Source organism: Pyrococcus kukulkanii (genome assembly GCF_041647995.1).
Lineage (GTDB): Archaea > Methanobacteriota_B > Thermococci > Thermococcales > Thermococcaceae > Pyrococcus.
Genome location: NZ_JARRIB010000003.1, coordinates 276,154 through 294,539, shown reverse-complemented (window position 1 = coordinate 294,539; position 18,386 = coordinate 276,154). Strand labels below are relative to the sequence as shown.

Below are 18,386 nucleotides of genomic sequence, written 5' to 3'. Positions count from 1 at the left end.
TCGACAAGGAATTTATATCAGCCTCAATACCCACCAACTGGTGGATCCGATGGTCGCGGATCCTTGGGTGTTTTTCACGATAATTCTAGGACTGGCTATGGCGTGGGCGATCGGGGCAAATGATGCCGCAAATTCAATGAGTACCGCTGTTGGAGCAGGTGCAATAACACCAAAGCAGGCAGTTTTAATTGCGGGAGTGTTAGAATTCACTGGAGCCTATTTTTTCGGCAAGAGCGTTACGGAAACTATAAGGAAAGGAATAATTGATCCTTCAAAGATCAATGACCCAAACGTTCTGATTTATGGGTCAATAGCAGCGCTCTTAGGAGCAACAATATGGCTTATAATTGCAACAAAGTACGGCCTTCCCGTATCAACAACGCATTCAATTATCGGGGGAATAGTGGGTTACGGAATCGTATACGGGGGAACGTCAATAGTCAACTGGGGCAAAGTGGCCAAGGTTGTCATGAGTTGGGTCCTTTCCCCAATAGTAGGGGCAATCTTTGCTTTTATTGTATTCAAAGCGCTCAGCAAAACGGTTCTTCAGAGTAAGGATCCAATAAAAAGTGCAAAGAGATGGTCTCCGTTCTGGATAGGGTTGGCCTTTGTTGTCATAGGAACGATGTTCTATCTTAAGGTTCTGCATGGAGAATCACTTTTTATTGGATTTGTTAAGTTTGGAATTCCTGCGGGAATTGTAACATTCATCATGGTGTCCCTAATCTTAAGAGCTAGATTTCCAAACGTCGATCCGTATCTCGGAGCTGAGATCATATTTAGGAAAGTTCAGGTAATAACATCAGCTTATGTTGCACTAGCCCATGGGGCAAATGATGTCGCTAATGCCATAGGACCTGTTGCTGCTGTGTACACTATAGCGACAATGGGAATGGCAGGAGCGAAAGTTCCGGTTCCCAAGTGGATACTAGCCCTAGGTGGTCTCGGAATAGCAATTGGCGTAGCAACTTACGGTTACAGAGTGATGGAGACCGTTGGAAAGAAAATTACAGAGCTCACAAATACAAGAGGATTCACGATAGATTTCTCTGCAGCTACCGTTGTCCTAATAGCAAGCTGGCTTGGAATGCCGATCTCAACGACCCATACCGTAGTTGGGGCTGTCATTGGGGTTGGACTTGCTAGGGGAATAAAGGCAATAAACAAGGATATAGTGAAAGATATAGTGATCTCGTGGTTCGTTACCGTTCCCACTGCGGGGGTAATTTCAGCGATAATTTTCAAAGCCCTGATGGTGATCGTGGGGTGATATAATGCAAGTATGGACTAGATTATTTGCAAAGAGCCCATTTAAGCCCCTGATAAAGCACGCAGAAGTTGTAGTGGAGGCCGTGGAGACACTAGAAAAAGCTCTTGATCTGTGGGCCCAGGGAAACTATGAAGAGATGAGAAAGTATGCGATTGAAGTAGATAGGCTTGAAGACGTCGCTGACAGGATAAAAATGGAGCTCAGGAATAGTATCACGTCAAAATTGCTAATGCCCGTTCAGAGAACCGATATTCTTGAATATCTTCACATGCAGGATAAGGTTGCCGATGCTGCGGAGGATACTGCCAAGTGGTTACTAGTGAAGAAAGAGATAAATGTGCCTCAGGAAATAAAGGAACTTATCTTGAAGATGGGTAGGGAAAGCATTAAAGCTGCAAAGCTAGTTTACGAAGCAATTAGGCAGATGGACACGGTTGTTGAAAGCGGATTTTCCGATGTGGAAATAGAAAAGGAATATGAGATAATAAAACAGATAGAAGAAGTTGAAAACAAAATTGATGGTCTCGATACTAGGCTCATGGAACTCGTGTTGAATAACAACTTAAACTGGATAGATGGTCTTTACATCCTCAATATAGCAAGAACTCTCAGCAACATCTCAGATAAAGCAAAAGACGCCGCAGAAAGAATAAGAATAATGATGAACAAGTGATCAGATGGCAATCATGGTAGAAGTCATCTGTATCTCTGGCATCTTTCTTATCTTTTCAGTTATGAACTGATCAAGATCTTTGAGGGTGTCGGTTTCAACCTTGACAATTAGATCATATTCACCGTACACTACGTAAGCCTCCTTAACCTCCGGCATTGCTAGAAGCTTTTCCATAACTTCCCTTTCCTTACCGGCCGCGGTCACCATCAGGATAAAAGCCGTCACCATTTTCCATCACCAAATTGAATTATTTTCTGTCAGGTATTTAAAGGTTGTTCTTGCCCCTACCGACACTCTAATAAGATAATAACTCAAGGTTTTAGACGGTGGGTGTAATGGTTTTGAAGGTTTACAATACCCTAACCAGACAGAAGGAGGAGTTTAAGCCTCTCAGAGAAGGGGAGATACGGATGTACGTTTGCGGTCCGACTGTTTATGATTACCCCCATTTGGGTCACGCAAGGACGTACATAGCATTTGACGTAATAAGAAGGTACCTAGAGCACAAGGGATTCACTGTTCTGATGGTCATGAACTTCACGGATATAGATGACAAGATAATCAGGAGGGCCAATGAAACAGGAGAGAACCCAAAGGAACTTGCCGAAAAGTTCATAAGGATATTTTTAGAGGATATGCAGGCCCTAAAGGTTAAGCCGGCTGATATTTATCCCAGGGTCACGGAGCATATTGAGGATATAATAAAGTTTATCGAAAAGCTCAAGGAGAAAGGCTACGCTTACGAGGGAAGCGACGGCATCTATTTTGAAGTCCAGAAGTTCAAGGAGTACGGGAAGCTGAGCGGAGTTAAAGTAGAGGAGCTGAGGAAAGGAGCCAGAGTCGAGCCCGGTGAAGGTAAAAAGAACCCCGAAGACTTTGCACTATGGAAGAAGGCCAAGCCGGGAGAACCCAAATGGGAAAGCCCCTGGGGCGAAGGAAGGCCGGGATGGCATATCGAATGTTCAGTAATGAGCAGCAAGTACCTAGGTGAAAGGTTTGACATTCATGGGGGAGGAAACGACTTAATTTTCCCACACCATGAGAACGAGATAGCTCAGAGCGAGGCCTGCTTTGGCCATGAATGGGTTCACTACTGGCTCCACACGGGCTTCGTAATGGTTAAAGGAGAGAAAATGAGTAAAAGTTTGGGCAATTTCGTCACGGTGAGGGAGTTATTGCAGAGGTATAGCCCAGAGGTTATAAGGTTCTTCGTTCTCCAAAAGCACTACCGCTCTCCCCTCGACTACACCGAGGAAGGATTAAAACATGCGAAGAACAACTTGGAGAGACTTTATAATGCCCTCGAAAACATCAGGGTGGCAATGGAGAGAGCTGAGATAAGCTACACCTGGGGAGAAGAAGAATTTGAGGCTTACGAGGCAATTATGGAAGGAAGGAGAAAGTTCTACGAGGCCATGGATGATGACTTTAATACAGCGGAAGCACTGAAGGCCGTATTTGAAGTAGCTAACGCGGTTAACAAGTATCTAACCGAAGTTGAAAGGCCCAAGGAATCAATATTAAGAAAAGCTTGGGAATTCTTTAGGATCGTCAGCGAAGTTTTCGGGATATTCGAGGACTACTTTAAGGAAGAGAAGAAAGGGGAGGAGGAAGAGCTTATCAGGCTACTAGTGGAGGTTAGGGCCCAGCTCAGGAAGGAGAAGAGATATGATCTCGCGGACAAAATAAGGGAAGAGCTCAGGAAGCTTGGAATACAGCTTGAAGACAAGGGCGGAGAAACTATCTGGAAGAGAATAAAGGTTTAATCTTCAGGCCCATGGATGTACTGAAAGTTCAGAGTCATCAAGATGTCAATTAAACCGTTCTCTATGTTCTCTTTAATTTTCGGTATTATCCTCTTTAACTCCTCATTGTCGAGTGGCCTCTTATTTCTAAGCCACTTTATTTTCCCATCGTTTTTATCCAGAACGACGACTTCATCTCCCTCAAAGTATAGGGGAAGGTAGTTCATTCTAAATCCGTAAAATTTCTCAGTGAATTCCATCCTAGCTCTTAACAGCTCAAGGTATTGCTTGACATCATCCATAATACCACGGTTTTTACGTTTGTAAAAAGGGTTTTTAAAGTTAAAGGACGTTTAGGTATTTATGAACCTGAAAGCTAAGACCAACGTTCTTCTTTCCAAGGATCTCCGCCGCAACCCTGTAAATATCCATAAGCTTAATCATGGAGATGTCGATGGGTTCCTTAGGTTGTATGGCTAGAGGAGCAAGACCCTTCAGCAGTTCAGCGTACCAGCGAACGTTTTCTAGTTTTGTCTCATTCGTCACAACGAGCTTAGCGTAAACTTCAGCCCCTGCATCCTTAAGTATCCTTATGCTTTCAACTTCTCTGAGCACCAATCCCCTCCAATCTTTCGCTGCCTTCGCGCTCTCGTCCTTTATATCAACGCTTGCATAGTCCGTAATATCTGCGACCTCTCTTATTGCCTCTGGAAGACCCCCATGGGTTTCCAAAAAATTATCAAAGCCGAGCTCCTTCATTCTCGTCATCAAAGCTTTCAAAGCATTTATCTGAAGGGTTGGCTCACCACCCGTGTAGCTTATCGAGTGTATATCCCCCGTATCTAGGCGAATTATTATCCTCTCAACATCCTCTAGACTCGCGGGGTTCGGTTTGTATTCAAATCTTCCCGTGAAGGGCTCTATCTCATATCTCCAACGGGAAACCCTTGAAGCATCTATGTACTTCCTGGAATCGCACCACCTGCACCTTAAATCACAGCCCGCGAATCTAACAAATATCTGCCTTTTCCCAAAGGCACTACCTGGAACGCTTCCTCCCTCCCCCTGCCAGCTGTTAAAGACCTCTGCTAGAATAACCTTTACCACTCCAGCTCCACCCCATAATCACTTCCTTCCCAGAGAATTAACCTCCTTAAAATAACATTATCGGGCAGCTTCTCCTTTATTTTATCCGCAAGCCATAGAGCTATGTTCTCGGTCGTTGGATTGTCAAAGATCTTATTCAGATTCTTATGATCAAGCTCCTTGGTTATCCCCTCGATGATTTTCCTGAGCTTTACAAAGTCTATTATATAACCGTGCTTTATTGGCCCTTCAACAACAACTTCTAAGAAGAACGTGTGGCCATGTAGCTCCTCCCAATCGCTACCTATTTTAACAGCATGAGCAGCGTCGAAGCTTGTCTTAACGATCAACCTCGTCTTCATGAAATCACCAAGAAGAATTAGGCAGATCTAAATAAAAGGGTTAAGAATCAGAGACCCTGGGAAAGTATCTTTGTCGTTACGTCATTTCCTTCCTTATCGTAAATCCTGTAATAACACTTGCATGGGAACTTCATTGCTGCCCTCCTTGCACCCTCGATAGCGAACTTAAGGTGTTGCCTGTTAACCCTAATGCTGAGTATCTTTTGATCCCTCTTGAGCCTTGCGGCGAGCCCTATGGGCTTTCCAAAGGGCCTCCTCATTCCGTTACCGTAACGATCAGCTTTCCTTCCGGTAGCCATTGGATTTTCCCTAAGGACTTGGAATGGGTAAACCCTTATCTTGAAGTGGTAGTTACTCCTACCGACGTTCTTCTGGAGGTACCTGTTGACCTGCTGTCTTGCAGCTTCAAGGGCATTCTGCCTTATCTGAACAGGTTCAGCGGTGTGGAGGGCAACCTCGAACTCAAAATCACCTGCAGGGTTCCCCATGTCAAATATCGTTATCTTTGGACCGGGAGCTCCCCTAATGTATTCCCTTCTTGTGTAAGCGGGCTTGTCAACGTACCTATCGATCTTAGCGGGCCTTAGAGCCATATTCTCACCTCCATGATTAGAGTGATTCCAATGTATGCGCCCAGGGAAAACTTATAAAGCTTTCTTCTTTTTGGCTTCAAACTTCCCTATAATGTTCCCCCTGAGGTCGTAAACGTAAACGTTGTCGAACTTTACTAAGGCAAACTTCTCCATTATGCTACCCACTATCCTTGAGTACGCCATTGCCGCACCGCCCAAGATGTTATATTCTGCCTGGCTCTCGAACTTGAGCCAAACCTTTAGGGTGTTTTCCGTGACTTCAATCCCAGCTAAAACTCCTGAGTCCAGTATGCTCTCACCGGTGACTGGATCTATTATGTCCCGCATTTCCTCCAAGACCTTCCTATATTCTTCAGGCCATTCTCTTTTAGGATGGTATACCTTCATGATCTTTTCCTCTTCTTGGAGCTTTATTAACGTTCTTTTTGATTATACAAAAAGTTTAAATTTGCCTTTTTATAGCCTTGTCAGGGGTGAGAGGATGAGGAGGGATGAGAATGGCAACAATTGCCCTCCAAAAGTTGAAAGAATCAATAAGATATACATTCCCAGCATTGCTTCTCTGCTTAGTTCTTGATTTCGTAGGAGGGACTTTCTTAGGCGTTAACTATTCTGAAATCGCAAAGAACTTCCCCATAATTCTCGTCATCCTCCCAGGCCTTATGGATCTTAGGGGGAATGTTTTTGGAACCCTTGCCTCTAGGCTGACAACAAAATTAAATCTTGGAATTATAAAGGGACTCAAGGACAGGGAACTCAAGAGAGAAGTTTTGAGAGCAATTTTCTCCTCAAAGATACCCCTGATAATTCTTTGGATTATTGGAGTGTTACACACGGACAACCTTAAGACGGCAGTTGCCGCGTTGCTCGTTGTCATCCTTTCGGCCCTTGTGATAGGGATAATTTTGGGATACTCTGCAGCTCTGATAACTGTTGTTCCATATTCGAGAGGATTCGACCCGGATAGAATAGCCGCACCATTAATAACATCGATATCCGACATAGTAACGATTCCGACCCTCATATTCTTCCTGAAGCTTTACCTCGCCAACAGGCAAATATTCTATCTTCTGTTTTTCTTCACGTTAGGCATACTTATGTGGATGGGGATAAAGAGTGGGAACATCATTGAGCGTAGCTTTACCGAAATTGCGGGTATATTAACCCTCTTAGCGTTGATAGAGTCATTTGCAGGCTCTCTCCTTGAGCAGTACTCCTCGGCGATAGGGAAGATGGTACTTTTGGCCGTTCTCTATCCTTCCATCCTTGACAGTCTGGGCAATATGGGGAGCGTCATAGTAGCTAGGTTATCGACCAGATATCATCTAGAAGGTGAAGAAGGGGTAAAGTCAAAGGATACTTTCCTTGAAATACTGGCAATGCTCTTAATGAGCGTTCCCTTGATAGTAATCGCAAACGTTATGGCAATTCTAATAGTTGAGCTTACAATGCATGTGCACTCCAATCTTGTAGCTCCTTTGATCCTAGGTTATCCTCTGATCGCCCTAGCTGTGATGATCATAGGGGCAACATTAGTTCTCGTTGCTCCTAGGATTCATCTCGACCCTGACAACCTTGGAGTTCCCCTGATAACAACTATAGCTGATGTCCTGGGAACGATTTTCGTAGTCGCTCTAGCTTTGCACTAGGCTATCTGGAATATTTTTATGGAGTTCGTCCCAACAGTTTTCTCTATCGGCCTGCCTTCTGTCATAAGAACCATGTCGTCACTTTCCACGAGTCCTAGTCCCTTGATCAGCCTAACTATATCCCTCTCATCAAATCCCTCTTCTAGGCAGAAGGAGTACACTCCATAGCTGAACATTAGGTTGTTGCAGACCCTCTCGCTCGTTGAGAATGCTAGTATCCACTGCTTTGGCTTGAACCTTGAAATAAGCCTAGCCGTCCTTCCCGTTCTCGTTGGAGTTAAGATGTACTTTATATCAACTGTGCAGAGAGCATCTATTACGCTCCTCGTAATTGCCTCCTTTATCGTGCCTCTGTGAATGTTAGTTTCCAGCCACTCTCTTATCCTACTGAGTCCAAAGCTTTCCCTGTACTCTTCAGTAACCTTTGCTATTTTTGCCATCATCTCTACGGCCTCAATCGGAAACTTTCCAACAGCGGTTTCCTCTGAAAGCATTACTGCGTCAGTTCCATCAAGTATTGCGTTTGCAACATCGGTAACCTCAGCCCTTGTGGGAACCTTTTCGGTAGTCATAGAAACGAGCATCTGGGTTGCGGTAATCACAGGCTTTCCTTCCTGATTCGCTTTCCTGATAAGTTTTTTCTGTAATATAGGTAGCTTTTCAATCGGCATCTCTACGCCCAGATCACCCCTAGCTATCATTATTCCGTCCGCAGCGTTCAGTATTTCATCAAAGTTCCTAATAGCATCTGGCCTCTCTATTTTTGCTATAACGAATATATCCCCAGCGTTCTTCTTCTCTAGGAACCCTTTAACTTTCAGAACATCGTAAACGCTACCAACGAAACTCAGGCCTATAGCATCAACTCCATGTTCAACTGCGAACTCTATTATCTCCATATCTCTCGGTGTAATGGCCTCAACTGGTAGGTGGGCCTTAGGGATGTTGACACCCTTCCTCGAGAACAACTTCCCTCCAGAAACAACGACTGCCTCGACTTCTCTTTCTCTAACATCTTCAACTTTCAAGACTATATATCCATCGCTCAAATATATAGTATCTCCCCTAGAGACAAGCTTTGGAAAGTCTTTATATTCAACTGGTATCGTTGTCTCATCCCCTTCAATGTCCCTGGTAGTTAAAACTACCTTATCTCCTCTCCTAAGCTCAATATAACCTCCCTTAATCTCTCCCACCCTTATTTTTAGCCCAGGGAGATCCGCTAGTATTGCAACCCTTCTATCTAACTTCAATGAGACGTCTCTTATTGTCTCTATAACCCTTGCATGTTCATCAAAAGTTCCATGAGAAAAGTTTAGTCTTGCGACACTCATCCCGGCTTTTATTAGTTTTTCTATCATCTTCCTCGAGTTTGTTGCCGGTCCTATTGTTGCAACTATCTTAGTCTTGTGTTGGGGTAGCTTCATTGACTCCCACCATAAGTGATACTCACTTCTCCAATTTACGGGTTACTATTACAAGAGCCAAGGAAAACGGAAGATAAGGAAGGAATGCAAGATTGTAAGCACCAAGAGAGCCAAGAGTGTATGCGAAACCAAAAATTATTCCTCCCAAGAACGTCGATATGTTCTGAACCCCATTAATTCCTCCAATTGCCAACGAAGATCTTGAATGAGTAACTAGGATTTTTCTTGATATTGGTCTAAAAGAGTTCACCGCCAGCAATGCTAGGAATATACCAGAGAATATAGTAAAGCCAGTTCTAATGCCAGCGAGAATTGGGGCTAGGAACCCAAATACGGCTATAATCCTTAGAGCCTTGGCGCTCCCTATGGAGTCGGCAACCCAGGAGATGAAGTAAGAAGTTAACGAGGATAGGAAACTTATTGTCCCAAGCACCATCGCAACCTTTCCCTTTTCTAATCCCAGGGTCTCAGATATGTATACGTAGGTTATCTCTCCAAAGGCAAAAGCTGAGATAAACGAGACTAACGCTCCAAACATTATCACAATCCTAGGGTTAACATCAACTTCCTCCGTCTTTTTATCCTTCCCCTCCTTTTTTATAGTCCCTATTAATAAGTATGCACTTGCCATAAGTAGACCAGTTAGGATATAAAATATGCCAGAAATTACCATCTGCCCTCTCATTCCAATACTAATTGTAAAAGCATATAGATAGTTGCCCGCAAGCGAGGCCAAACTTCCAAAGAAGAAGTAAATAGCTGATATTCTAGCCCTGATACTCCTAGGAGAAGCGTAAGCAACCGCTAACTGTGCAAGAGGCCAGCTGATCCCATTCAGAAATCCATTAGCTAGCTTTATTCCAACTATGTGGATCCAAGAGGACGCAAAGGAGTAAAGGTAGACAAGAGGGGCATTTAGTGCCATGGCCAGCGCTCCTAGGATTATAAGCTTTGGCCTTTTGTCCACTAAATAGCCTCCGAAAACCGCGGCAAAGGCCCTGGCAAATATAAATGATGTTGATATCACTGAGATCGAGACCATTGAAGCCTTTAAAACGCCTCTACTGTAGTAAGCAATCGCAGGCACAGCTAACCTGAACGCTAGGGTTCCGGTAAATGCCGAGAGGACAAGCAGTATTACCGCAAGGGTATTCCTTTTAAACATCGAGCTGAACTTTTAGACAATCTTTTTAAAAGCCTTGCCAAGCTTTTTTAACGTAAGGTTTAGAACCTCTGGTGGGTGAGAGTATGAAGAGGGTCATTATAATAGGTGGTGGAGCTGCTGGAATGAGTGCAGCATCACGTGTAAAGCGTTTAAAGCCTGAATGGGAAGTTAAGGTATTCGAAGCCACGAAATGGGTCAGCCACGCCCCTTGTGGGATTCCGTACGTCGTTGAGGGCATCTCTTCCACAGAAAAGCTAATGCACTATCCCCCAGAGGTCTTCATTAAAAAGAGGGGAATTGACCTCCACCTCAACGCTGAGGTTATAGAGGTAGGCCAGGGATACGTCAGGGTGAGAGAGAAAGATGGAGAAAAAAGCTATGAGTGGGATTATTTAGTTTTTGCAAATGGCGCCTCCCCCAAGGTTCCACCCGTTGAGGGTGTTGATCTTCCTGGAGTATTCACTGCTGACCTGCCTCCAGATGCCGTGGCCATAAAAGAGTACATGGAAAGGCATGAAGTAAAGGATGTCGTCATAGTCGGTGGAGGGTACATAGGGGTTGAAATGGCAGAGGCATTTGTTGTTCAGGGTAAGAACGTGACGCTGATTGAGAGGGGCAACAGAATTTTGAAGAGGTCCTTTGACAAGGAGGTTACAGATATCTTAGAGGAAAAGATGAGACAACATGTTGACCTAAGATTACAAGAAGTTATTATGGAAATAGAGGGGAAAGATAGGGTTGAGAAAGTCATTACAGATGCTGGAGAGTACAAGGCAGACATAGTTATACTTGCCACAGGAATAAAACCGAACATCGAGCTTGCAAAGCAACTAGGCGTTAGGATAGGTGAGACTGGAGCCATATGGACAAACGAGAAGATGCAGACGAGCGTTGAGAACGTTTACGCTGCTGGAGATGTTGCAGAGACGAAGCACGTGATTACGGGAAGGAGGGTATGGACCCCATTGGCCCCAGCTGGGAATAAGATGGGGTACGTTGCGGGTAGTAACATAGCCGGAAAAGAAATCCACTTTCCGGGGGTTCTGGGGACTAGCGTTACCAAGTTCATGGACGTTGAAATAGGAAAGACAGGATTGACAGAGCAGGAGGCAATAAAGGAAGGATATGACGTAAGGACAGCGTTCATAAAAGCATCAACGAGACCCCACTACTATCCTGGGGCAAGGCCAATATGGCTGAAGGGGATAGTTGACAACGAAACAAACAGGTTGCTTGGAGTGCAGGCTGTAGGGGCAGAGATACTCCCCAGGATCGATACAGCTGCAGCAATGCTAATGGCAGGCTTCACTACGAAGGATACGTTCTTTACGGATTTAGCTTATGCACCTCCGTTCGCCCCGGTCTGGGATCCTCTAGTCGTTCTTGCTAGGGTTCTCAAGTTCTAATCTATAATTCTTTTCATCCAACTACCCCTAAGGAACCATATTAACCCGATTATTGCAGCTAAGAAGTTGCTCATTCCCATGCCGAAGAATACTCCCTTGCTCGTAAAGCCAAAGAGCTCTGCCAATGGTATCCTAAAGTTTATGGAGTGACCCATTATAGTAAATGCAATCACTAAGGCTGGGATATAACCAAAAGCATAACTTAGGGGGATTCTAAAGCCCCAAAGCCTTAGCATGCTCATTATCATGCTCTTCTTTGTATGGCCTGCTGACGTGAAAACTCTCGTGACTACGACAAAAATGCCGTTGAAGAAGGGAACGGAGATTAGAAAGTACTTCAAGACTATTGCACTCTCGGCTATAACCTTCGGATCATTTAGGAACACCTTAAAGATGGGAACCCTAAAAATGCCAATCGTTAAAACGGCAATGCTTGCTATTATAAAGTTCACGACCATTGTCCTCTCGGCTATCGTTTTCGCCCTCTCATACTTCTCCGCACCGACGTTTTGGGCAACCATGGTTCCCATGGCCATGCTAAAACCCCTCGATATGCTAGTTATGAAGTTCACTAGCCTTGTTGTTATCGTGTAAGCCGCGTACGTCACATCTCCAAAGCCCATAATTATTCTTGTAAGGACGACAAAGCCAAAAGAATTCGCAGATTGACCGATGCTTGAAGGGAGGCCGATCTTTATTATCTTCGAGTAGAACTTCCAGTCCGGTTTCATGCTTTCCCTGCTTATCTTTAGCCCGGCCTTTCCACTTAGAAGGATTTTAAATCCTATAAAGGTTCCAAGGGCATTTGAAAGGACAGTAGCTATCGCTGCTCCGGCCACTCCAAGCCCCAAGGCGAAGATAAAAATAGGATCAAGGATTATGTTGAGGAAAACCGTGAGCATGCTTATCTTCACGGGAGTTTTAGTGTCCCCAGTTGCTCTCATTAGGGCGGTAAATGCCATGAAAGTGAAGGAGGCAGGGACTCCGGCAAAGACTATTAGGGAGTACGTGAACGCGTAGGGATAGATAGTTTTTGTTACATGCATAAACCTCAAAGCTAAAGGCAGGATTGCAATACTTATTATGGCGGATAGTGTAGAGAAGACCAGAATAAGCGAGAGCAGGGCACCAGCAGAGCGATTTGCCTTCTTATAGTCTCCAGCTCCAATATACTGTCCCACTATGGAAAATCCTGCCATTGTGAAGCCCATGCCGAAAGACATGAGGGTCCCGATTATTGGCCAGCTTACTCCTGGGGCCGAAAGAGCAGCCCTCCCAAGCTTGCCAAGCCAGAAGGTGTCAGTTATATTGTAGAGAACCTGAACTAGATTGTTCACTATTATGGGCCAAGCTAACCTAAAAAGGGTTCTCTCAATCGGCCCCTCTAGAATTTCCTCCCTCATTGCCTTAACTTTCTCCATGCTCATTCTATTATCCTCCTCATCCAGCTCCCCCTCATGAACCATGCTAGACCAATTAGAGCGGAGATAGCGTTACTCAACCCCATCCCTATCCAAACTCCGGCACTGTCATGAAGCATCTTCCCCAGGTAGTAGCTGAGAGGTATCCTCAATCCCCAGAGCCTTATCGTACCTAAGACGAGGTTTTTCTTAGTATGACCTGCAGAGGCAAAAACGTTTGTCACTGCGGCAAATATGCCAAAGAAGGGCAGTGATGTCGCAAAGTACTTGACAACTTTCTCGCTCTCCCTTAGTATCTCAGGATCCTTTATGAAGAAGCCAAATATTTGTTCTCTGAATGCTATGAAAATAATGGTGCCAATCAAAAGGATTAAGAAGTTAATTAGCATCGCCTTCTCAGCTATGATTTTCGCCCTTTTGTACCTTTCAGCCCCAACGTTTTGCCCTATCATAGTTCCCATTCCCTGGCTTATCCCATCCGCAAAGGCGAACATGAAGTTTGTCAGCCTGTTAGTTATCGTGTACGTTGCGAATGCGGCGGTTCCATATCCATAGATAATCCTAGTCAGCAAGACAAAGCTAAAAGAATTTGCAGAGTCTCCAACCGTTGCTGGGAGGCCTATCTTAAAGGTCTTCCAGTACAAGCTTAGATCGGGCTTCATGTCCTCCAGGGTTATCTTTATGCTAACCTTCCCCGTAAAGAGTAGGTAGCCACCTATTATTGAGCCAACCCCCTCACTAATTACGGTAGCTAGGGCGGCACCAAGAACTCCCATTCTAAGGGGGAATATGAATATTGGGTCAAGAATTATGTTTAGGATTATCGTGAACACGTTCACTATTACTGGGGTTCTCGTATCACCAACGGCTCTGAGTATGAAGTTGAACGCGTGGAGGGTTAGAGCAATAGGGATACCGGCGAACACGATAACCATGTATTTCAAGGCGAATGGGTAAACTTCGGGAGTAACTTTGACAAACCTCAATGCATAGGGGGCAATGAATACACCAAAAATCGCTAGGAGGGAAGAAAGAAAGAGGAGAAGGGCATAGAGAGAACCGGCAACTTTGCTAGCCTTTTTAAACTCACTTGCTCCCACATACTGACTAACCATGGCGAAGCCAGCTGTAACGAATCCAGCTCCCAAGCTTGTCATAAACCAGAGCAAGGGCCAAACGGTTCCTGGAGCAGAAAGCTCGGCTTTCCCAAGCTTAGCTAACCAAAATGTATCCGTCAAGTTGTACATTACCTGGACTAAGTTGTTTATTATTAAGGGAAACGCGAGCTTGAATAGGGTTTTCTCTATGTCCCCATGCAGTATTTCTTCCCTTGCTTCTTGAAGTGTGGGCATCAAATGCTCATCTAAACGTTATAATAAAAAGTTTATTATGGAGTTAATCTCCAATGATCTCAAAGCTTATCTCAAGTAGCTTCTTGTTCTTTCTAAATCTAACCTTCCTAACTCTAATTGTTCCGATCTCACCAGTTGTCTTCGCATGTTCCTTATTACAAGCATTAACATTCCAAATCTTCAATTACAAACAACTATCTTCAAAATTTTCACATCGTTAGGAACTGGGAACAGGTCGTACATCTCTTTTCCGAATTTTTCTTCAGCTTCTTCCCTGGGAAGTTCATAAACCTTAATTGGAACGTTCTCTTTCACTTTCCTATTTGCAAGCTCCTCAATTTTCTCTATTTCTTCCTTAGTAGGCTTTCTGTTGAACTTAACAACCAAAACACCGTGGTTACCTTTGACGTACGTTGATGCCGTCCATTTTGCTTCCTCTCCCAGGACCTTAACAACTGCCCCCTTGAGTATGTGAAGAGCCGTGTGAGTTTTAACTTCAACGCTCATGTTCATAACAACTTGTAGGATTAATTTATGTCTTTCCTTAAGGAATTATCATTTGGACAAAATTAAACATCGGAAATTGCACAGCATTTCTAATTTCTTATTCTATGGTGAGCATTTTCTTGGTACCATAGATATCAAACGGCCAAAATTCTTATATTCCAGTGATAAAAGAAAAATAATGGACAACTATGTATGGAGGTGTAGCTACATGAATAAAAAGCAAATAGTCCCATTATTGATAACAATCTTAGTTGTCCTGTCTATAGTTCCACTAGCAACACCCGTTACAGCCTCCCCCCAGGATACTCCAATAACAGCCCAAGAACTCTTCCCAAGTGCTCACAAGACGGGATTACTTTGGACGCCATTAGAGGAGTACTCAAAGCTAACTGGAATTACGTATGAATCACTAAACTTGAGAGCATTTAAAGAGGCTCTTCTAAGCGCCCCTGCATATCCTGGGAGAGCCTTATTATATGCAAGTAATGAAAGCCTGCCTTCAAAGGTTGTCAATACTTTCTATCTGCCTCCAATAGGTGATCAAGGCTATGTGGGTTCCTGTAATGCATGGGCCTCAACTTACTATGTTTGGACGTACATGGTAAACTGGTGGAGGAACAACCCACATCCGAACACTCCAAGTGAAATAATGAATCCAACATTTACTTACAATCTAATCAACAAGGGATATGACTCTGGCAGCAATATGTGGGATGCTATGAACTTAATTTCCACTGTAGGCGCTGTTCCATTAGATGCATTCCCACTCTATACGTACCCACCGTTCCCTGAAGACTACCTGTGGGTTTGGCCGAACCTCAGCCAATGGATGCTTGCTCCACATAACAGTGGCGTTGAAGACATGTACTGGTGGCAGTACTATGATCCGTACAACACATACAAACTTCCAGGTCAGTGGTATATCCTATACTTAGACAATGACACACAGTGGAACTACATGAAAGGGTTACTTGCTCAGGGTTACATCCTTGAGACTGGAATAATGGTTCTTCCATCATTTAATTACCTAAACCATCCAGAACACTTTATTGAATACATATCATGGTACGCAAATAGTGCCCTCCTATATACAGAGAACTGGAAAAATGGGACCTTCAAGTACTGGACCGTCGGGCAATTAATAGATTGGGTACGCACGGCCTACACAGAGGAATATAAAGACGAGATAGCTGCTAATCTTTCAGCTATCCTAATGAGGAAGGTCCTCACAGAAAAATATAATGTTAGCATGGACGACACTATTCCAAAAGCGGCAGAAAAAATTTACGAAGGTATCCAGAAGAACTTTAATGAAGAATGGCTGGAAGAAGCAAAGTACTATCTTTCAGCATATTCAATTAATGGCACCAAGTGGTTCTTGGACAATGCCTTTGCAGACTTATATGCTATAATAAACTTCTACCTGATGGTAAAGTACATACCGTTAGGAGAATACGAAAGCCGCCTACAGTATTTTGACTTCAATACATTCTACTGGGCATTTAGTGGAGGTCATGCAGTAACTATAATAGGGTACGATGACAATGCAACAACTCCTGATGGAAAAGGAGCTTTAATAATGGTAAACTCCTGGGGAGAGGAATGGGGGGACAACGGGTTCTGGCTCTATTCATATGAGGCCGCAAGGATGTCCGACGAGGAAATAGTTTACGTGGAAGGAGTATACCCAGTAGAACTGTTCCTGCCTCTCCCAGTACCTGGAGAAGCGTTCGTGTTCGTGCCTAAAGCGGCTAACTACACCCCAAAGGTCTTTGTTGTTGTTGGAATTAAGCACCCAGTGAGAGGAGAGATCATAGATGGTATATACAACAGGTCATCAGGTAAGATAATATACAGCTCGGGAATTCCGATAATAGTTGCCGTAAGCGAAGACCCAGTATGGGTACATTACTTCCTTGACTTCTGGATTGACTATGTAGGGATTAATTCACTATCCGAACTCAATGCCTCAACCATACCACAATCACACCCCTTCCCAGACAGCCCAATGGCCTTTGACATTTCAGGAGCACTAGACGAGATAGAAGCTCCCAATAATGTTACATTTATCATACAGTTAATTGATAAGGTCCCAGACAATATAACAGGGGAGTTGTACAACTTCACTATCCTCATTTGGACTCCTCAGGGTTACTACCCAATAAGTTCAAACACAAGCGTTGTTGAGATACCCGAAGGAGATTACGTTAGTGTGGCCCTTACCGTACCTCCAGTTCAGTATGGTCCAATAACTCCAGGGAACAATACAAGTGTGAATGTTGGGAACTTCAATGTTGACATAGTTAGTCTGGCAAGACTAAAGTCGGCTAAGGTAATTATAGGAGATCAAGAGTACCAGCTAACATCAGAGAACGGTGGTTACTACTTCTATGGTTCAGCCATTGCTAGTAAGCTTAAGTTGCCCGCAGGCACTTACAATTACACAGTCGAAGTTGAGTTCATGAATGGTGAGACATATAGGCTACCTGAGAGAACAATTACAATCAAGGCACCTATAGTCCACATAATCTCACCAGAGCCAACTATATACAACACGACAGAAATCCCGATAGTAGTCAACGTCACGGATACCCTCCCACTTCTCAATGTCACAGCTAACATTGGAGGAAAGACAGTAACTCTAACTGAGGTCAATGGAACGTACAGAGGGACACTCAATCTAACAAGTGGGTCCTATGATCTCATAGTTAAGGCAGTTGATGAGGCAGGTAACATCGGAACTGCAAAGGTTCACTTCGTCGTCGTTGCAAAGACACCCGTTGAGGAAGTCTCTATTGAAAACAGAAGTATTAAGATCGGTGCAGTTAGTGCCGAAGTCTCAAACGTAACCGTACAAAATAACACCATGATCGTTGAAGTTAAAACCAAGGCCGGAGAAGTTAAGGTTGAAGTCCCAATAACCAACAACGTCCCAGCGGTTACCGTTAACGGAACTGCAATAGAGGAGGTAGCTGAGGGAGAGAAGAATGTAACACTAGTTGCTGGATGGAACTCAAAGGTTGAAAACGTTGAAGTCCAAACCGAGGTCGTTCAGAGAACTGGAGCTCAGAAACTAGTTAGTGTTAAGTTAAGGGCAAAAGTCGATCTTGAGGAGAATGGTATTGCAGTAATTGCTCTTAGGGACATTAACATAACTAAGGTAAGAGTCATTAAGGAAGACGGACAGGTAATATACCTAACAACTGACAAGAGCAACCCGATTGGATATTATTACAAGCAGGGCAACATAGTGTTCATAGTCCTCAAGGAGGATCCAATAATTGAAGCTGATGGAAGCAAAGTGGTTAAGGTTCCTGAGATTACCATTAGGAGATACTTTACATTCCTAAACTTCTTGTATTACAGGTACTACAATATTAGCATGGAAGAGTTCAACAGGGTTTATGAAGAAGCAGTCAAGGTAGGGGTCGACAACACAACACTAAAAGAGGCTTTAGAGCTTACGGAGAAGGCCATCAAAGAATACGAGATTGCTGAAGAGCTTGCAGGAGGAGCAATAATAAGCAGGTTATGGGACATTAGCCTATTGCCTCATCTCAGAAACGCATACATATACCTCCAGCAGGCCATAGATATGCTAAAGAATGCTATTAAGACTCAAAGCGTCTAATATCCTCTTAATATTTCTTTTTATTGTTTACAAGATAAGCAAGAATTTTTAAATATTTTTCGGCCATTTCATAATTTTTCTGAATAGTATTAGCTATAA

General features: G+C 43.8%; 16 protein-coding genes and 1 pseudogene. 6 read left to right on the top strand and 11 right to left on the bottom strand.

The genetic code is table 11. The features are described 5' to 3' along the window. Positions 1-49 precede the first annotated feature (49 nt). Together P8X24_RS07835 and P8X24_RS07830 are read left to right on the top strand one after the other, a co-directional pair. A complete protein-coding gene (locus tag P8X24_RS07835) occupies positions 50-1,270 on the top strand; it encodes an inorganic phosphate transporter (RefSeq protein WP_372915350.1) in 1,221 nt (406 codons plus the stop codon). Positions 1,271-1,274: 4 nt separating this feature from the next. Next, positions 1,275-1,943, top strand: coding sequence for a TIGR00153 family protein (locus P8X24_RS07830; RefSeq protein WP_372915110.1), 669 nt, complete (start codon positions 1,275-1,277; stop codon positions 1,941-1,943). On the opposite strand, the gene P8X24_RS07825 is transcribed toward P8X24_RS07830, so the two are convergent. Further along, the gene (locus tag P8X24_RS07825; protein WP_010884736.1) at positions 1,944-2,171 is read right to left on the bottom strand and encodes an Lrp/AsnC family transcriptional regulator; all 228 of its coding nucleotides are present in this window, start codon (positions 2,169-2,171) and stop codon (positions 1,944-1,946) included. Positions 2,172-2,278: 107 nt separating this feature from the next. Between P8X24_RS07825 and cysS the strand changes: the two genes are divergently transcribed. Beyond that, positions 2,279-3,709 carry a cysteine--tRNA ligase gene (gene cysS, locus P8X24_RS07820; protein ID WP_372915348.1) on the top strand — a complete coding sequence of 477 codons (1,431 nt, stop codon included), beginning with the start codon at positions 2,279-2,281 and terminating at the stop codon, positions 3,707-3,709. On the opposite strand, the gene P8X24_RS07815 is transcribed toward cysS, so the two are convergent. From P8X24_RS07815 to P8X24_RS07795, 5 genes are read right to left on the bottom strand one after another with little or no spacing between them, the layout of a single operon-like run. After that, positions 3,706-3,990, bottom strand: a complete 285-nt coding sequence (locus P8X24_RS07815; protein WP_372915108.1) for a hypothetical protein — start codon at positions 3,988-3,990, stop codon at positions 3,706-3,708. The genes cysS and P8X24_RS07815 overlap by 4 nt on opposite strands. Positions 3,991-4,030: 40 nt before the next feature. After that, complete coding sequence (locus P8X24_RS07810; protein WP_372915107.1) at positions 4,031-4,795, bottom strand: 7-carboxy-7-deazaguanine synthase QueE; 765 nt, start codon at positions 4,793-4,795, stop codon at positions 4,031-4,033. Beyond that, the gene (locus tag P8X24_RS07805; RefSeq protein WP_372915105.1) at positions 4,789-5,136 is read right to left on the bottom strand and encodes a 6-pyruvoyl trahydropterin synthase family protein; all 348 of its coding nucleotides are present in this window, start codon (positions 5,134-5,136) and stop codon (positions 4,789-4,791) included. The genes P8X24_RS07810 and P8X24_RS07805 overlap by 7 nt, the downstream gene beginning before the upstream one ends. Before the next feature lie 47 nt (positions 5,137-5,183). Further along, positions 5,184-5,729, bottom strand: coding sequence for a 50S ribosomal protein L16 (locus tag P8X24_RS07800; protein WP_010884731.1), 546 nt, complete (start codon positions 5,727-5,729; stop codon positions 5,184-5,186). 51 nt (positions 5,730-5,780) lie between these two features. Further along, positions 5,781-6,116, bottom strand: a complete 336-nt coding sequence (locus tag P8X24_RS07795; RefSeq protein ID WP_372915103.1) for a hypothetical protein — start codon at positions 6,114-6,116, stop codon at positions 5,781-5,783. Positions 6,117-6,226: 110 nt separating this feature from the next. On the opposite strand from P8X24_RS07795, the gene P8X24_RS07790 reads away from it, so the two are divergent. Further along, a complete protein-coding gene (locus tag P8X24_RS07790; RefSeq protein WP_372915101.1) occupies positions 6,227-7,378 on the top strand; it encodes a magnesium transporter in 1,152 nt (383 codons plus the stop codon). On the opposite strand, the gene pyk is transcribed toward P8X24_RS07790, so the two are convergent. Then, positions 7,375-8,805, bottom strand: coding sequence for a pyruvate kinase (pyk, locus tag P8X24_RS07785; RefSeq protein WP_372915100.1), 1,431 nt, complete (start codon positions 8,803-8,805; stop codon positions 7,375-7,377). The genes P8X24_RS07790 and pyk overlap by 4 nt on opposite strands. 22 nt (positions 8,806-8,827) lie before the next feature. Then, entirely contained in the window at positions 8,828-9,970 is a 1,143-nt protein-coding gene (locus P8X24_RS07780) for an MFS transporter (protein ID WP_372915098.1), read from the bottom strand. An 83-nt stretch (positions 9,971-10,053) separates the two neighbouring features. Between P8X24_RS07780 and cdr the strand changes: the two genes are divergently transcribed. Continuing rightward, positions 10,054-11,376 (top strand): CoA-disulfide reductase, encoded by a 1,323-nt coding sequence (gene cdr, locus P8X24_RS07775; RefSeq protein ID WP_372915096.1) that lies wholly within the window; start codon positions 10,054-10,056, stop codon positions 11,374-11,376. Here the strand turns inward: cdr and P8X24_RS07770 are convergent. The 3 genes and pseudogenes from P8X24_RS07770 to P8X24_RS07760 all read right to left on the bottom strand — a co-directional run bounded on the left by P8X24_RS07770 (position 11,373) and on the right by P8X24_RS07760 (position 14,662). Beyond that, on the bottom strand, positions 11,373-12,803 hold the full coding sequence (locus P8X24_RS07770; RefSeq protein ID WP_372915094.1) for an MATE family efflux transporter: 1,431 nt from the start codon (positions 12,801-12,803) through the stop codon (positions 11,373-11,375). The two genes, cdr and P8X24_RS07770, sit on opposite strands and share 4 nt — an antisense overlap. Then, positions 12,800-14,149, bottom strand: a complete 1,350-nt coding sequence (locus tag P8X24_RS07765; protein ID WP_372915092.1) for an MATE family efflux transporter — start codon at positions 14,147-14,149, stop codon at positions 12,800-12,802. Before P8X24_RS07765 ends, P8X24_RS07770 begins: the two co-directional genes overlap by 4 nt. 43 nt (positions 14,150-14,192) lie before the next feature. Beyond that, positions 14,193-14,662, bottom strand: a pseudogene (locus tag P8X24_RS07760) (alanyl-tRNA editing protein). A 202-nt stretch (positions 14,663-14,864) separates the two neighbouring features. Between P8X24_RS07760 and P8X24_RS07755 the strand changes: the two are divergent. Then, positions 14,865-18,287, top strand: coding sequence for a C1 family peptidase (locus tag P8X24_RS07755; protein ID WP_372915090.1), 3,423 nt, complete (start codon positions 14,865-14,867; stop codon positions 18,285-18,287). The last annotated feature ends 99 nt before the right edge of the window (positions 18,288-18,386 follow it).

Bases quoted from the DNA above. Each gene is read 5' to 3' on its own strand.
- pyk (WP_372915100.1), bottom strand. From the start codon at position 8,805: ATGAAGCTACCCCAACACAAGACTAAGATAGTTGCAACAATAGGACCG.
- cysS (WP_372915348.1), top strand. From the start codon at position 2,279: ATGGTTTTGAAGGTTTACAATACCCTAACCAGACAGAAGGAGGAGTTT.
- P8X24_RS07800 (WP_010884731.1), bottom strand. From the start codon at position 5,729: ATGGCTCTAAGGCCCGCTAAGATCGATAGGTACGTTGACAAGCCCGCT.
- P8X24_RS07755 (WP_372915090.1), top strand. From the start codon at position 14,865: ATGAATAAAAAGCAAATAGTCCCATTATTGATAACAATCTTAGTTGTC.
- P8X24_RS07795 (WP_372915103.1), bottom strand. From the start codon at position 6,116: ATGAAGGTATACCATCCTAAAAGAGAATGGCCTGAAGAATATAGGAAG.
- P8X24_RS07835 (WP_372915350.1), top strand. From the start codon at position 50: ATGGTCGCGGATCCTTGGGTGTTTTTCACGATAATTCTAGGACTGGCT.
- P8X24_RS07780 (WP_372915098.1), bottom strand. From the start codon at position 9,970: ATGTTTAAAAGGAATACCCTTGCGGTAATACTGCTTGTCCTCTCGGCA.
- P8X24_RS07790 (WP_372915101.1), top strand. From the start codon at position 6,227: ATGGCAACAATTGCCCTCCAAAAGTTGAAAGAATCAATAAGATATACA.
- P8X24_RS07830 (WP_372915110.1), top strand. From the start codon at position 1,275: ATGCAAGTATGGACTAGATTATTTGCAAAGAGCCCATTTAAGCCCCTG.
- P8X24_RS07805 (WP_372915105.1), bottom strand. From the start codon at position 5,136: ATGAAGACGAGGTTGATCGTTAAGACAAGCTTCGACGCTGCTCATGCT.
- cdr (WP_372915096.1), top strand. From the start codon at position 10,054: ATGAAGAGGGTCATTATAATAGGTGGTGGAGCTGCTGGAATGAGTGCA.
- P8X24_RS07765 (WP_372915092.1), bottom strand. From the start codon at position 14,149: ATGCCCACACTTCAAGAAGCAAGGGAAGAAATACTGCATGGGGACATA.
- P8X24_RS07770 (WP_372915094.1), bottom strand. From the start codon at position 12,803: ATGAGCATGGAGAAAGTTAAGGCAATGAGGGAGGAAATTCTAGAGGGG.
- P8X24_RS07825 (WP_010884736.1), bottom strand. From the start codon at position 2,171: ATGGTGACGGCTTTTATCCTGATGGTGACCGCGGCCGGTAAGGAAAGG.
- P8X24_RS07815 (WP_372915108.1), bottom strand. From the start codon at position 3,990: ATGGATGATGTCAAGCAATACCTTGAGCTGTTAAGAGCTAGGATGGAA.